Origin of the sequence: Pseudomonas sp. SG20052 (assembly GCF_031766055.1) — a bacterium.
In the GTDB taxonomy this organism is placed as follows: domain Bacteria; phylum Pseudomonadota; class Gammaproteobacteria; order Pseudomonadales; family Pseudomonadaceae; genus Aquipseudomonas; species Aquipseudomonas mandelii.
Genome location: NZ_CP134498.1, coordinates 2,218,548 through 2,232,905, shown reverse-complemented (window position 1 = coordinate 2,232,905; position 14,358 = coordinate 2,218,548). Strand labels below are relative to the sequence as shown.

At 59.5% G+C, this 14,358-nt stretch carries 16 protein-coding genes; 9 read left to right on the top strand and 7 right to left on the bottom strand.

Features of this window, described 5'->3' with window-relative positions; translation table 11 throughout:
- Nucleotide 1 precedes the first annotated feature (1 nt).
- Nucleotides 2-244, bottom strand: coding sequence for a hypothetical protein (locus RHP74_RS10085; RefSeq protein WP_102593405.1), 243 nt, complete (start codon nucleotides 242-244; stop codon nucleotides 2-4).
- Between the two features lie 135 nt (nucleotides 245-379).
- On the opposite strand from RHP74_RS10085, the gene nhaR reads away from it, so the two are divergent.
- Nucleotides 380-1,279, top strand: a complete 900-nt coding sequence (gene nhaR, locus RHP74_RS10080) for a transcriptional activator NhaR (protein ID WP_010458685.1) — start codon at nucleotides 380-382, stop codon at nucleotides 1,277-1,279.
- 3 nt (nucleotides 1,280-1,282) lie between these two features.
- Here nhaR and RHP74_RS10075 read toward each other — a convergent pair whose 3' ends face one another.
- Entirely contained in the window at nucleotides 1,283-2,437 is a 1,155-nt protein-coding gene (locus RHP74_RS10075; protein WP_010458683.1) for an MFS transporter, read from the bottom strand.
- Nucleotides 2,438-2,716: 279 nt separating this feature from the next.
- Here RHP74_RS10075 and sstT point away from each other — a divergent pair, with 279 nt between their 5' ends.
- Nucleotides 2,717-3,949, top strand: coding sequence for a serine/threonine transporter SstT (sstT, locus tag RHP74_RS10070; protein ID WP_145309543.1), 1,233 nt, complete (start codon nucleotides 2,717-2,719; stop codon nucleotides 3,947-3,949).
- A gap of 154 nt (nucleotides 3,950-4,103) precedes the next feature.
- On the opposite strand, the gene RHP74_RS10065 is transcribed toward sstT, so the two are convergent.
- A complete protein-coding gene (locus tag RHP74_RS10065; RefSeq protein WP_311099196.1) occupies nucleotides 4,104-4,613 on the bottom strand; it encodes a DUF1993 domain-containing protein in 510 nt (169 codons plus the stop codon).
- Nucleotides 4,614-4,752: 139 nt separating this feature from the next.
- Here RHP74_RS10065 and RHP74_RS10060 point away from each other — a divergent pair, with 139 nt between their 5' ends.
- Nucleotides 4,753-5,400, top strand: coding sequence for a DUF480 domain-containing protein (locus RHP74_RS10060; protein ID WP_311099194.1), 648 nt, complete (start codon nucleotides 4,753-4,755; stop codon nucleotides 5,398-5,400).
- Nucleotides 5,401-5,504: 104 nt separating this feature from the next.
- Here the strand turns inward: RHP74_RS10060 and RHP74_RS10055 are convergent, their stop codons facing one another.
- Both RHP74_RS10055 and RHP74_RS10050 read right to left on the bottom strand, forming a co-directional pair.
- On the bottom strand, nucleotides 5,505-6,023 hold the full coding sequence (locus RHP74_RS10055; RefSeq protein WP_010458675.1) for a cupin domain-containing protein: 519 nt from the start codon (nucleotides 6,021-6,023) through the stop codon (nucleotides 5,505-5,507).
- 219 nt (nucleotides 6,024-6,242) lie between these two features.
- Nucleotides 6,243-7,061 carry a shikimate 5-dehydrogenase gene (locus tag RHP74_RS10050; RefSeq protein WP_010458672.1) on the bottom strand — a complete coding sequence of 273 codons (819 nt, stop codon included), beginning with the start codon at nucleotides 7,059-7,061 and terminating at the stop codon, nucleotides 6,243-6,245.
- A 245-nt stretch (nucleotides 7,062-7,306) separates the two neighbouring features.
- Here RHP74_RS10050 and RHP74_RS10045 point away from each other — a divergent pair, with 245 nt between their 5' ends.
- From RHP74_RS10045 to RHP74_RS10035, 3 genes are all read left to right on the top strand, one after another.
- A complete protein-coding gene (locus tag RHP74_RS10045) occupies nucleotides 7,307-7,672 on the top strand; it encodes a hypothetical protein (protein ID WP_010458670.1) in 366 nt (121 codons plus the stop codon).
- A gap of 235 nt (nucleotides 7,673-7,907) precedes the next feature.
- On the top strand, nucleotides 7,908-8,102 hold the full coding sequence (locus tag RHP74_RS10040) for a hypothetical protein (RefSeq protein WP_003179723.1): 195 nt from the start codon (nucleotides 7,908-7,910) through the stop codon (nucleotides 8,100-8,102).
- Between the two features lie 100 nt (nucleotides 8,103-8,202).
- On the top strand, nucleotides 8,203-8,385 hold the full coding sequence (locus tag RHP74_RS10035; RefSeq protein WP_010458664.1) for a hypothetical protein: 183 nt from the start codon (nucleotides 8,203-8,205) through the stop codon (nucleotides 8,383-8,385).
- On the opposite strand, the gene RHP74_RS10030 is transcribed toward RHP74_RS10035, so the two are convergent.
- Complete coding sequence (locus tag RHP74_RS10030) at nucleotides 8,382-9,443, bottom strand: AI-2E family transporter (RefSeq protein WP_145309039.1); 1,062 nt, start codon at nucleotides 9,441-9,443, stop codon at nucleotides 8,382-8,384. The genes RHP74_RS10035 and RHP74_RS10030 overlap by 4 nt on opposite strands.
- A gap of 164 nt (nucleotides 9,444-9,607) precedes the next feature.
- Here RHP74_RS10030 and yegQ point away from each other — a divergent pair, with 164 nt between their 5' ends.
- Complete coding sequence (gene yegQ / locus RHP74_RS10025) at nucleotides 9,608-10,930, top strand: tRNA 5-hydroxyuridine modification protein YegQ (RefSeq protein WP_010458660.1); 1,323 nt, start codon at nucleotides 9,608-9,610, stop codon at nucleotides 10,928-10,930.
- A 33-nt stretch (nucleotides 10,931-10,963) separates the two neighbouring features.
- Here yegQ and RHP74_RS10020 read toward each other — a convergent pair whose 3' ends face one another.
- Nucleotides 10,964-11,827 (bottom strand): LysR substrate-binding domain-containing protein, encoded by an 864-nt coding sequence (locus RHP74_RS10020; RefSeq protein ID WP_010458658.1) that lies wholly within the window; start codon nucleotides 11,825-11,827, stop codon nucleotides 10,964-10,966.
- A 96-nt stretch (nucleotides 11,828-11,923) separates the two neighbouring features.
- Here RHP74_RS10020 and RHP74_RS10015 point away from each other — a divergent pair, with 96 nt between their 5' ends.
- On the top strand, nucleotides 11,924-12,829 hold the full coding sequence (locus tag RHP74_RS10015) for a DMT family transporter (RefSeq protein WP_221108941.1): 906 nt from the start codon (nucleotides 11,924-11,926) through the stop codon (nucleotides 12,827-12,829).
- Nucleotides 12,830-12,915: 86 nt separating this feature from the next.
- On the top strand, nucleotides 12,916-14,349 hold the full coding sequence (locus tag RHP74_RS10010; protein WP_311099186.1) for a hypothetical protein: 1,434 nt from the start codon (nucleotides 12,916-12,918) through the stop codon (nucleotides 14,347-14,349).
- Nucleotides 14,350-14,358: the final 9 nt, after the last annotated feature.

Genomic DNA, 14,358 nt, shown 5'->3' with positions numbered 1-14,358 from the left:
TTTAGATTTCCTGGGACGAAGATTCGGTTTTGCGCTGGTCTTCGGCCGATGGTTCTTTCTTGCTGATCAGGCCGCCGGTGGCATCACTGATCGCTTGTTCGGCGGCTTTGTGGGTGTCGTCGATCGCCTGTTTGGCGGTTTCGGCAGCCTTGCCCATCAATTGCTGCGCGCTTTTCTCGGCCTGGTCGCAACCGGCCAATACCAGTAAAGACGCAATCAACAGTGCCGTGGTTTTAAGCTTCATGATGCTTTCCTCGATAGAACAAAACGGGCCGAAACGATGGCCCGTTGATAGCGAGGCATTCTAGGGAGGCAAACACTTCAGGAAAATTCGTATTTTTAGCGGTTATACTTCGATTTTCACGAACTGTAGGCCGTCATGCTCAACTATCGGCAATTGCATTACTTCTGGGTGGTGGCCAAGACCGGCAGCATCGTGCGCGCCTGCGAGCAGCTGAACCTGACGCCCCAGACCATCAGCGGGCAGATTTCCCTGCTCGAACAAACCTATGGCATCGAGCTGTTCAGGCGGGTCGGTCGCCAGCTTGAGCTGACGGAGGCCGGGCGTCAGACCCTGCCCTACGCCGAGCAAATGTTTCAGCTGGGCGGCGAACTGGAGTTGATGCTGCGGGCGCAACCCAATGAACAGCAGATCCTGTTTCGGGTGGGCGTCGCCGATGTGGTGCCCAAATCCATCGTCTATCGCCTGATCGCACCGACCATGGAGTTGAGTGAACCGCTGCGCATCACCTGCCGCGAAGACAAACTGGAACGGCTGCTCGCCGACCTGGCGATCCAGCGGCTGGACCTGGTGATTTCCGACAGCCCGATGCCCTCGCACCTGGACATCAAGGGTTACAGCCAGAAACTCGGTGAATGCGGGATCAGCTTCTTCGCCACCGCCGAGCTGGCAGCACAGTACGGTCAGGATTTCCCACGCAGCCTGCACGGCGCACCACTGCTGATTCCCGGGCCGGAAACCGTGGTGCGCAGTCGCTTGCAGCGCTGGTTTGCCGAGCAGCAAATCCAGCCGCGCATTGTCGGCGAGTTCGACGACAGCGCGCTGATGCAGGCTTTCGGTCAATCGGGCAGCGGGATTTTCATCGGCCCGAGCGTGATTGCCGACGAAGTGAAACGCCAATACGGCGTGGAGTTGATTGGCCAGACCGACGCTGTGACGGAGTCGTTCTACGCCATTTCCGTGGAACGCAAGGTCAAGCACCCCGGCATCGTGGCGATTACCGAAGGTGCCCGACGCGAGCTGTTTACCGAGCTGTGAAGGTCAGGCGCAGATTTCCCGAGGTTTCATGGTCATCAGCGCCATGGCCAGGAGAATCGAAACCAGGATAAACGCGGCAGCCGCAAAACCCAGCCCGCCCAGGCCAACGCTGTCGATCACCCGTCCACCGACCATCGCACCCAGGCCGATCCCGAGGTTGGCCCCGGCGATGTTCAGCGACGCGGCAAAGGCCGGTGCCTCGGGCGCGGCCTTCATCAATCGCACATGACTGACCAGGAACAACGCCGCCTGAGTCACGCCCCAGATGCCCATCGCCGCCGCCAGACCGAGCGGCGAATGAATGTTCGGTACCAACGCCACCATGCCGGCGATCATGAACGTGCAGAACATCATCGAAGCCATCAACGGATGACGATCCACCGCGCGACCACCCAACGAGTTGCCGATCAGACCGACCGCGCCGAAGCCCATCAGGCACCAGCCGACCACCGTACCGTTGAAACCGGCGAGGCGTTCAAGGATGTCCGCCAGGTAGGTGTAAGCGGTAAACATGCCGCTGAACACCAGGATCGACAGGAGCACATGGCCCAGCATCAACGGGCTGCGCAAGATCTTGAACTGCGAACGGAAGCTCACCTGATGCTGATGCAGGTTGGTTTTCGGCAGGTAGATAAACAGCAGCAACGCCTTGGCAAAGGCGATCACCGCCAGAATGCCGAAGGCACTGCGCCAGCCGAACGCATCGGAAATCAACGTGCCCACCGGAATGCCGAACACCGTGGCACAGACAATGCCGAAACCGATTTTGGCAATTGCCCGCCCGGCGTAATCCGGCCCGACGATGTCCACGGCGGTTTCACTGGCCAGCGCCCAGAAAACCGGCAACCCCAACGCGGGGATCAAGCGGGCGATGGCCATCACCCAGATGTTCGGCGCAAACGCCGCGAGGGTGTTGGCCAGGCCGAACATGATCAGCACCGAGATGAAAAGCTTGCGCCGCTCGAACCTTGCGAAGTACGCGGTCAGGAACGGCCCGAACGCGGCGACGGTAAAGGCGAACAGGGTCACGAGCAAACCTGCTTGGGGGATGCTGACTTCAAGGTCTCGGGCAATCGCCGGCAACAGGCCGACGATGACGAATTCCGTGGTCAGCACGGTAAAACCGGCGGCCGACAACAGAAGGATGGGCAACAGCATGCAGAACTCCAGAAAACGACGACACCAGCGATAACCCGAAGGCCCACTGGCATGACTTGAAAATGAGGATGCGCAATCTTAACAGAGTGTTTCCGATCAGGGTTGCACGAACCTGCCGATCTCGTTGAACGTGCGGGCGGCAGATCGTCACAGGTCTGAAGGATCAAGACCACGCTGTGATAAAGTCCGCGCCCTGCGATACGTACACCTTGTTCATCGGCCATTCACTGGCATTGATGTCGCGACACCCCCGCACCTAATAATCAGAGATGCCGTTTTATGACTGCTTCATCCCCTTCGCTATTGCAACGCTTGAAACGCTTGAGCCTGGTCTCGCAAATCGTCATCGGCCTGATCGCCGGGATTGCCCTGGCGCTGATCGCGCCTGAGGTGGCGAAATCCACGGCATTCATCGGCAAGGTCTTCGTTTCGGCACTCAAAGCCGTCGCGCCGATTCTGGTGTTCGTGCTGGTGATGGCGTCGATCGCCAACCATAAGCACGGCCAGGAAACCCACATCCGGCCGATTCTGTTTTTGTACTTGCTGGGGACGTTTGCCGCCTCGGTTGTCGCGGTGGTTGCCAGCATGATGTTCCCGTCCAGTCTGGTGCTGTCCAGTCATGACGTCGCCGTGACTGCGCCGGGCGGCATCAGCGAAGTGCTGCAAAGTCTGCTGCTCAGTGTGGTCGACAACCCGGTCAGTGCGCTGATGAACGCCAACTTCATCGGCATTCTGGCCTGGGCGATCGGCATGGGCGTTGCGATTCGCCATGCCGGTGACACCACTCGCGAAGTGCTCGGCGACCTGTCCAATGGCGTGACCCTGATCGTGCGCCTGGTGATTCGTTTCGCACCGCTGGGGATCTTCGGCCTGGTCGCGTCGACCTTGGCCACGTCTGGCTTCGGGGCGTTGATCGGCTACGTGCATCTGCTGGCCGTGCTGCTGGGCTGCATGTTGTTTGTCGCGCTGGTGATGAATCCACTGATCGTGTTCTGGAAACTGCGCCGCAACCCGTATCCTCTGGTGCTGATGTGCTTGCGAGAAAGCGGCATCACCGCGTTCTTTACCCGCAGCTCGGCGGCGAACATTCCGGTCAACCTGGAATTGAGCAAGCGCCTGGGCCTGCATGAAGACACTTACTCGGTATCGATCCCGCTGGGTGCCACCATCAACATGGCCGGCGCGGCGATTACCATCACCGTGCTGACCCTGGCGGCCGTGCATACCTTGGGCATCGCCGTGGATATCCCGACAGCCATTCTGCTCAGTTTGGTGGCGGCGATCTGTGCGTGTGGTGCTTCGGGCGTGGCCGGTGGTTCGTTGTTGCTGATCCCGCTGGCGTGCAGCCTGTTTGGCATTCCGAGTGAAATCGCCATGCAGGTGGTAGCGGTGGGTTTCATTATTGGTGTGTTGCAGGATTCTGCGGAGACGGCGCTGAACTCGTCCACTGACGTGCTGTTCACCGCCGCGGCTTGCCTGGGTGAAGAAGCAAAAGCCGAACGCCTGGCCTGACCCCGCCCCTTGTAGGAGCCAGGCTTGCCGGCGAAGGCGATCTCAATGACGCCTTCGCCTGGCCTGGCTCCTACAGCTTTGGCGTGAGCCGCCAAGCGCACAAAAAAGCCCGCCAAGGCTTGTACCTTGGCGGGCTTTTTTGTGCGCGGGCGGTTTAGAACGCGCCCATGTAATCGCGCTTGCCCACTTCCACACCGTTGTGACGCAGCAGTGCGTAAGCGGTGGTGACGTGGAAGAAGAACTGCGGCAGGCCGTAGGTCAGCAGGTAAGCCTGGCCACTGAAGCGCTTCTCTTTTGGCGTGCCTGGACGCGTCACGATCTCGATGCCTTCCTTGCCGTCGATCTGCTCTGGCTTGATCTCGCCGATGTAGGCCAGAACCTTGGTGATCAGGGCTTGCAGTTCAGCGAAGGTGGTTTCGGTGTCGTCGTACTTCGGCACTTCGATCTCGGCCAGGCGCGAGGATACGCCTTTGGCGAAATCAACGGCGATCTGCACCTGACGCACCAGCGGGAACATGTCCGGGTACAGGCGGGCTTGCAGGAATGCGTTCGGGTCGATGTTCTTGGCGGTGGCGTGGGCTTCGGCCTTGTTCAGAACGTCGCTCAGGGCGCTGAGCATTTGTTTGAAAACAGGAACGGAAGCGGCATACAGGGAAATAGTCATGACAGTCTCGTGTGGTGACAGGAGGAAAACGTGGGCCGATTATAGCCATGCCCGCCCCTCCTGCGGCTTGTCTTTTATCCAGCAAGGATTAGGCTAGGCGGCTTCGACTGCATGCTTCGATTGCATAGGGAAAAGCGCGATGAGCACTGAGCAAGAAACGACCTTCGACGAGCCGCGCCTCAACAGCACGGAAATCCGCATTCTGGGCTCGTTGATCGAGAAGCAGGCCACCAGCCCGGAAACCTATCCGCTGACCCTCAATGCGCTGGTGATTGCCTGCAACCAGAAAACCAGTCGCGAACCGGTGATGAACCTCACTCAGGGCCAGGTCGGCCAGAGCCTGCGCGCCCTTGAAGTCCGCGGGTTTACCAAACTGGTGATGGGCAGCCGTGCCGATCGCTGGGAACATAAGGTCGACAAGGCGCTGGAACTGGTGCCAGCCCAGGTGATTCTGACGGGGCTGTTGTTTTTGCGCGGTCCGCAGACGGTCAATGAACTGCTGACCCGCAGCGCACGCATGCATGAGTTTGAAGATGCCGAGCAGGTTGTGCATCAACTGGAACGTCTGATTGCTCGCGGATTGGCACTGCTGATTCCGCGTCAGTCCGGCCAGCGGGAAGACCGCTATATGCATGCGCTGGGGGATCCGGCGGATATCGAAGTCATCCTCGCCGCCCGGCAAAACCCGGCCGAACGCAGTGCCGGTAGCGGTGTGTCGGTTGAACGAATCGAAGAGCTCGAAGCGCGGATTGCCGCACTCGAAGAGCGCCTGGCGCGCCTCGAATAACCAACGTTGTGATTTGTAGGAGCTTGCCCGCGAAAGCGATTCAACATTATCGTCGAACTGAAAATCGCCTTCGCGGGCAAGCCTCGCGCCTACTAAAGGGAGTGCTACTCGCCGTCCCAGTAATCCACGCCATCGCCCGGCCGGGCGATGGCGACGAAGCCTGAGGGATTACCTTCGGCGTCGACCTTGAAGTGGTCCATCACCACGTATTTGCCGGAATCCGGGTACTCGCAAATCTCCGGCGATTGCTGGGTGCTGACCGCCAGGTAGCGCAGTTCGCCCTTGCTGGTGTTGATGATCTGGTGCGCCGCTTCAGGACCGCCCGGCGGGCAGGCGATCACGTCGCCAGCGCGGATCGGAAACCGTTCGGCACCGAGGCGCACCTCCCCTTCCCCGGCCACGACGTAAAACATCTCCTCGTTGACCCGATGACTGTGAAACGGGCTGCCACGCATGCCTGGTTCCAACACGTATAACCGATAACCGAGCTTTTGCGACCCCAACTGCTGGCCGACACGGGCCATTCTTTGCTGGTAGCGGCCAGCGGTATCACCGGTGGGCGCCAGGGCTTCGGGCAACGGTTCGAGTTCGACCTGATTCAGGTTGAGAATGGGGGGATGCATGGGAACCTCGGGCACGGTTTGTTGGTTGGGGCGGCAAGTCTTTGCTGGCGGGGAGTATAGGCGGCAGATGCACTTGAGAGACCGAGTTGCGCCCATCGCGAGCAGGCTCGCTCCCACAGGGTTTTCTGTCGGACACAAAAAATGTGTACGACGCCAATCCACTGTGGGAGCGAGCCTGCTCGCGATGAGGCCGGTACAGCCAACCAATAATCTGAAGGATCAACCGCGAGCAAACTCCACCGCTTTCTTGAACTGCTCATCCGTCGGCCGCACGCCGGTGTACAGGACAAACTGCTCCAGCGCCTGGATCGCGATCACTTCCAACCCGGTAATGACGCGTTTGCCCTCGGCGCGACCGCGCACGATCAGCGGTGTTTCCGAGGGAATCGCCACCACATCGAAGACAGTTTCGGCAGCCGCGATGGTTTCAGCGTCGAACGCCAGTTGATCGGCCTCGGGACCGCCGCTCATGCCGATCGGCGTGACGTTGATCAACATCTGCGGACGCTGAGAGCCCAGTTCCGCCTGCCACTGATAGCCCAGTGATTCAGCCAACGCCCGCCCGGCCTGTTCGTTACGGGCCACGATCACGCCGTTTTGATAGCCGCCATCACGCAAGGCACTGGCCACGGCTTTGGCCATGCCGCCGCTGCCGCGCAGGGCAAAGGTCGATTCCTTCGGCACCTGATGGGTTTCAAGCAGCTGGGCGATGGCGATGTAATCGGTGTTGTAGGCTTTGAGATGGCCATGGGTGTTGACGATGGTATTGATCGATTGAATGGCCGCTGCGGACGCGTCCAGCTCATCGACCAGCGCAATGCAGGCCTCCTTGAACGGCATCGACACGCCGCAGCCACGAATACCCAGCGCACGAATGCCGCCAACGGCACCCGGCAGATCCTGACTGCTGAACGCCTTGTAGTAAAAATTCAGGCCCAACTGTTCATACAGATGATTGTGAAACCGCAGGCCGAAATTGCCGGGACGCCCGGAAAGCGACATGCACAGCTGGGTGTCTCGGTTGGGGTTCATCTGCATGAAATATCTCCTTCATAAGCACTTTCAGATGGACGGGATGAGCCCTTCCATCGAATTCTGATCGATCATAACGGCGTGCCCGCGCAGGGTGGCAGCGGCCGTAAAGAAGCCGGTACAGACCTTACACAAAATTTACCCAACGGCCGTGCTGATTTTCAAAAAAACGCTGTCTTAGAGGTATCCCCGCGACGATCCTTGGGTCTATTGCAGACGCAAGCGCCGGGTCGAAGAACCGAGGAATTATCATGATCCGTAAAATCCCCACAGTTGCCTTGCTGCTCGGTGCTCTTGCTATCACAGGGCAGGCAGAGGCTGGCGGCGGTCACGGTTGGCAGGGTCCAGCGGTATTTGGCGCGATCGTTGGTTCGGCGATCGTCGGCTCGGCCATCATCAACAGCAACCGACCGGTGTATGTACAGCAACCGGTCTACGCCCAGCCTCAGCCGGTTTACATACAACAGCCACCACCGGTTTATTACCAGCCTGCGCCAGTCTACGTGCAGCAACCGGTCTACTACGCACCACCGCCGGTTTACTACGGCCCGCCCCGTGGTTATTACGGTCCACCGCGCGGTTACTACGGCCATCCCCACGGTTATGGCCGCTGGTAACAGACTCATCAGGCCCCGCCTAATCAGCGGGGCTTTTTTGTGACCGTTCGTCGGCGAAGGTCTGGAAAAATCGCGCCAATGTCGCTGTGGAGACAGTGTGGACGGTTCAAGTTGGCAAGATTGACTCGACCGCCCTTCCCCCGACTTGGGAAAAACGGTCATATTTATGTCATGTCAGGTCCGCAAGCTTGGATCTGTGCGTAAACAACAGGTTGATAAAAACAAGGACGACCTCATGCCCACGCAAAACCCGCACCGCATTGTCGGCTTGTGCACTTCCAGCAAGGTGTACAACGCTTTGACCGAACTCAAGCACCTGGAAGGCCATCGCAGCGCCAAGTTTCTTTCGCTGCTGGCCGAAAACCTGGTGCGCAAAGGCCTGCTCAACGAGCAGGAAGTGGTCCATATGCTTGACCTGGTGGTCGACTGAGCTGAAAACTCATTGGCGTCAATGACGACTATCGAAAGTGTTGATTGTCCGTTCGCGAGGCAGGTCCGTAAGGTAGCTCCATCGATTGATGGAGGTATTTATGTCCCAGGTTCAGATCATGTCCGTAATTGGCAGCGCCGTTCCCGCACCGCTCAGAGAGCTAGGATTGCTCGCCTGTTGGTATCTGGTGCAGGACGGCGAACCGATCAGCGGACCGCTCACTTCGCTGCCGGCCGCCAAGGCACTGTCGCAACAAATCGGCCAGGGGCAGCTCAGCGCTTAAGGCAGCTGCACCCTTGGTTTGGTTTCGATGAAGATCGCCCAGCTCGACATGAACAACGCCGCGATCAGCGGCCCGATGACAAAGCCGTTCAGGCCGAAAATGGCCAGACCGCCGAGGGTCGAGATGAGGATCAGATAGTCCGGCATCTTCGTGTCCTTGCCCACCAGGATCGGGCGCAGCACGTTATCCACCAGGCCGATCACAAAAACCCCGAACAACCCCAGCACCATCCCTTGCCAGATCGCCCCGGTGAACAGGAAGAACGCCGCTACCGGTGCCCAGACAATCCCGGCCCCCACGGCTGGCAACAGCGATAGAAACGCCATCAATACCGCCCAGAGCAACGCGCTCGGGATGTCCAGAAACCAGAAAATCAAACCGCCCAATGCGCCCTGCGTAATCGCCACCAGCAGGTTGCCCTTTACGGTCGCCCGCACCACACGGTTGAACTTCAGCTGCAAACGGCGTTTCTGGTGCTCCTGCAACGGGACGGCGGAGCGAACTTTACGCGCCAGTTCCGCACCGTCTCGCAGGAAGAAGAACAGCAGGTAGAGCATGATGAAAAAACCCACCACAAAATCGAACGTGCCCTGACCGAAACTGAAGACTTGCGTGGCGACAAACTCATTGCCCGTCACCGCACTCTTGATGATTTTCTCCCGCAGCCCGTCCAGCTCGCCGAGCCCGGCCCGATCCAGCAAATGCTGGAAGTACGGCGGCAGGCTGTGTTTGAAATGCGTTACATACCCCGCGATGTCCAGCTCGCCGCTTTCGATGCTCTTGTACAGCGCAGCCCCTTCCTGAACCAGCAAGATGCTGAGGATGATCACCGGCAGGATCGCGATCACCAGGCAGATGCTCAGGGTGAGCAACGACGTCAGGTTGCGCGGCCAGCTGAACTTCAGTTGTATCCGGCGTTGCAGCGGCGCGAACAGAATCCCGAGGATCACCGCCCAGAACACCGCGCCGTAGAACGGCAGCAAAATCCAGATAAAGGCGGCGGTGACCACCCCGAGCAAGATCACCAGCGATTTGTTGTGTACCGTCTGTTCGTTCATGTCCGATCCATGTCAGTGCGCTCTCGTATTGAAGAGCCGTGCTGATGCTTAGTCCGCCACGGTTCGCGCGAGTGCCATCCGTTTGTTCATCAAGCATAGATCCAGATCAATGAACCTCGCGGGCAAGGCGATTACCCTCGCGGACTTTTGCGATCGACACTGCCATGACGCTCCTTGCCCCAGAACTGCTCGCTCCCGCCGGCACCTTGAAAAACATGCGATACGCCTTCGCCTACGGTGCCGATGCGGTCTACGCCGGCCAGCCGCGTTACAGCCTGCGGGTGCGCAACAACGAATTTGACCACGCCAATCTCGCGCTCGGCATCAAAGAGGCACAGGCCCAAGGCAAGCGCTTCTATGTGGTGGTGAACATTGCGCCGCACAACGCCAAGCTCAAGACCTTCCTCAACGACCTGGCCCCCGTGATTGCCATGGCCCCGGACGCTTTGATCATGTCCGACCCGGGCCTGATCATGCTGGTGCGCCGACACTTCCCGCAGATGCCGATTCACCTGTCGGTGCAGGCCAATACGGTGAACTGGGCCAGTGTCGAGTTCTGGCAGCAACAGGGCTTGAGCCGGATCATCCTGTCCCGGGAACTGTCACTGGAAGAAATCGCCGAGATCCGCCAGCACGTCCCGGCGATGGAGCTGGAGGTCTTTGTCCATGGCGCGTTGTGCATGGCCTATTCCGGCCGCTGCCTGTTATCGGGCTACATGAACAAGCGCGACGCCAATCAGGGCAGTTGCACTAATGCCTGTCGCTGGAAGTATTCGGCGACGCAAGCCACGGAAAATCAGCTCGGTGAAATCGTTCAGCAATTCCAGCCCGAGCCGACCCTGGGCATCGGCGCGCCGACCGATCAGGTGTTTCTGTTGCAGGAAGCCAATCGCCCTGACGAATTGATGCCGGCCTTCGAGGACGAGCACGGCACCTACATCATGAACGCCAAGGACCTGCGCGCCGTTCAGCATGTCGGGCGGCTGACGCAGATGGGCGTGCACTCGCTGAAGATCGAAGGCCGGACCAAATCGCACTTCTATTGCGCACGCACCACGCAGGTCTATCGCCGGGCGATTGATGATGCCGTGGCCGGTCGCGAGTTCGATCGCAGCTTGATGACGGATCTGGAGTCCCTGGCCCAGCGCGGCTACACCGAAGGCTTCCTGCGCCGGCATGTGCATGACGAATACCAGAACTATCAGCACGGCAGCTCGGTTTCAGAGCGCCAGCAGTTTGTCGGCGAGTTGACCGGCGAGCGCCGTGATCGCCTGGCGCAAGTGAAGGTCAAGAACCGGTTCAGCCTGGGCGATCACATGGAGCTGATGACACCCCAGGGTAATTTCCACTTCGATCTGCATCAGTTGCAGAACATCAAAGGTGAAGCGATCGAAGTGGCGCCGGGGGATGGGCACACGGTGTATGTGCCGATTCCGGATGCGGTGGATTTGAAGTTCGGGTTGTTGATGCGGGATGTGGGCGTGTAGATCCGTACCAAAGATCGCCGTCTGCGCCCGCGCCTACGCAAACTCCTCACGCAACATCGCCACAAACGCTTCCCGCGCCGGGTGAACCCCGGCGTTTTCATGCCAGTAAAACAGGTTGTCGATCGCCGTCAGCTCAGGGAACTCAAACCCCGCGCACCCCGCCCCTTTAGCGTACTGTTCAAACACCCCTTTGGGCACCAGCGCGACGCCGGCCCCGGCGCTGACACACCCGACTATCGCGCCATAACTGGCCAGACTGACAATCGGCAGCGCCTGCCCCTGCCGCAACAACCAGTGCTCCAGCGCCGCCCGGTAAGGACAGCCTTGCGGCCACATGAATACGGTCTTGTCCTGCAAGTCGGCGATATCGCGCACCGGTCCCAGGGATGTCGAGGCTATAAGCAGCAGCTCTTCGCGGTACATCGGCGTGCGCTTGAGCAGCGAGCGCTCGACATCCACCGCGACGATCGCGCCGTCGAGCCGATGATTGAGGGTGTCATCGAGCAGTTGGCTCCAGGTTCCAGTGGTCAGTTCCAACGCGACGCCAGGATATCGCTTGTGAAACTTGGCCAGCAGACGCGGCAGGCGACCGGTGGCCGAGGATTCGATGGCGCCGATGCGTAGCGGGCCGGACGGTTCGGCCGAAGGGTCCACCGCCCGTTTGGCTTCAACAGTCAGCGCCAGAATTTTCGAGGCGTATGACAGAAACGTCTGGCCCGCCGGGCTGATACGCAAGCCTCGGCCCTCGCGTAGAAACAGCGCCACCCCCAACTCGGCTTCCAGCGACTTGATGCGTGCCGTGATGTTCGACGGCACGCAATGCAACAGCTCCGCCGCCCGGGCGATGCTGCCGACCTCAGCAACGGTCTTGAACATGCGAATCTGCGCCAATTCCATACATCACCAAAAGTGAACAGTTGTCGCAGTATAAGTCAGTTGTTGCGAATGGTCAGACTTCTGATACTCGGTGCATCAACCCACCGGTAATCGACCATGAAGCCCTCCACGCACACCCTGAAAATTCTCTTGGCCATGGCGTTTGTCGTCGCCTGCTGGGGCTTCTCACCGACCGGCATCCACATCGGCTTGCAGGCCTACGACCCCGGCCACTTGGCGCTGCTGCGCTTTCTGATCGCTTCGGTGTTCATGGCGGTCGTCGCCGCATTCAAAGGCATCAGTCTGCCGAAGCTTGGCGATCTGCCGTTACTGTTCGTCCTAGGTTTTTTTGCCGTGAGCCTTCACCACGTCGCCTTGAATATCGGCCAGCAAAATGTCAGCGCCGGCGCCTCCAGTGTGCTGGCGCAATCGACCCCGTTGTTTAGTACCTTGCTGGCGCGTTTCGTGTTCAAGGACCGGGTCAGCGCCTGGCGCTGGGGGTGTGTCTTATTGGGATTGATCGGCGTGGTGATTGTGGTGGCCGGTGATCGAGGGCTGGGCAGCATGGATGCGCACGGGTTGCTGATCTTGCTGGCGGCGGTGTCGTGGAGTTTCTACTTCGCCTTGCAAAAGCATCATTGCGCTCGCTACGACGGGTTGACGCTGGTCTGCTACACGGTCTGGTCGGGCACGGCGCTGTTGCTGATTTACCTGCCGGGGCTGGCCGGCAAAGTCGCCAGCGCGCCGATGCAGGTGCAAATGACCGTGGTTGCCTTGGGCGTGTTTCCCAGCGCCCTCGCCTACCTGGCCTGGGCATTTGTACTGGCCCACATCGATTTGAGTCGCGCGACCATGACGCTGTATCTGATTCCGCCCACCGCCATGGCGATTGCAGCGTTTGCCTTGGGCGAGCAGCCAACGTTGATGGTCGGGATAGGTGCGATGGTGGTGCTGATCAGCGTGCTGGCGTTGAATCTGGAGCGGCGTTCCGCCGTCATCGCGGCGCCGCCCGCCCGGCCATGACTCCACGCCATGCGAATTAAAGAATCGCCTGGCGATGCCGACGTCCTCTGTTCACATGAACGTGACGCCATCGCCTGGAAATGCTTATGAACCGTTTCGCTGCTGCCTGTGTGCTAGGGATATTGTCCGGTTGCGCCAGCCCGCCACCCGCGACTCCCGCCACACCTCCCTACCGGCAGCCGGTACTGACGGTGCAAGAAGTGTTCAAGAAAACGCCACTGGAAAACTCGGTGATGCGTAACGGCGATACCCTCAGCTTTCAGGTCCACACACCGGCTTACACTCGCGATGGTTTACCGAGCGTTGTACAGCTGCAAGCGGACTGCAAGGTGCCCGATGTCAAACTACTGTTCCTCGACAACTTCCCAATCGCGACGACGGATGGCAGCCACCAACACACACCGCTGACCGTACTGATTCCCAAGGAACTGGCAACCGAACTGGCCAGCAAGCCGCACTTCAGCGAAGCCTGTACGCGCACCGCAGCGTCGGACTGGCGCATTGTCCATCGCACTGAAGCCGCTCGCTGGGTGATGATCGACGTCAACAGCCTGAAAATCGAGGGCAACGTCAGGCGGTTCTGGGGCGGATTCGACGAACCCGTGCTGCTCACCGACAAGCCCAACCTGCAACTGTTCGGACAGACTCGCGAGCGCTACGAAGTCGATTGCGCACGCAAGACCTATCGAGTGTTGAGCTCATTCCAGCTTGGCCCGAATGATCGGGTGTCCATGGGCGGGGTACTGAACAACCCGTCGCAGGCCTTCGCCCAAGGCAGCGCGGACACCCAGACCTTGCTGAGCGCTGCGTGCACCGCACCCTCGCAGCGCTCGACACTGCCTGCGTATGTCGCCCGCGCCAAACTTCCGCTGAGCTACCAGATAGAACCTGTGTCCGCTTCGGTATTGAAAGCCATCACCGATTTAAAGCTTGCGCCGCCCACCCGGACACTCAAGCGCACGGTGTCGAAGATCAATAACACGCACTTTTATTTTTCAAACTCAAGCACGGAAAATGCGCTGGTGTTCGACACCGACGCTCAGAGCGGACAATTGCGCGAGCGCCGGGAACAGGCTCCCGTCGGCCGGTACATCGTCAGTTTCAGGGGCTTGTTGCCACTGGCAGAACAATACTCGCTGACAGAGAGCAAGCGAAACAGACCACCGTTATCCACCGTCACCGACACTCAGCAATTGAGTTTCACCGGCGATTGGCAGCGCATGCCGGTGGGTGCGTCACTGGAAATGCGTGCCAGCAAACGGGAACGAAGCACCCTCGACGGCGAAACAATGAAACGGGAAAGTGTGCAGTGCACCGTGCAGCGTGTGCTCGACGCAGCCCAGGTCAACAGCGAACTGAAAGGCCCCGCCAAAGAACTGCGCTGTCAGTTTGACCTTGGCCTGAAGCTCAAACGTGACAGCAAGATTTTCTACCTTGAAGACTACGCTTACTTCTTTGTGTCCTCGTCCACGTTAGGGGGCACCGAGAGTCGAGTCAGGCTGGTCAAGGTCGAACAGTAAAGAAAAACC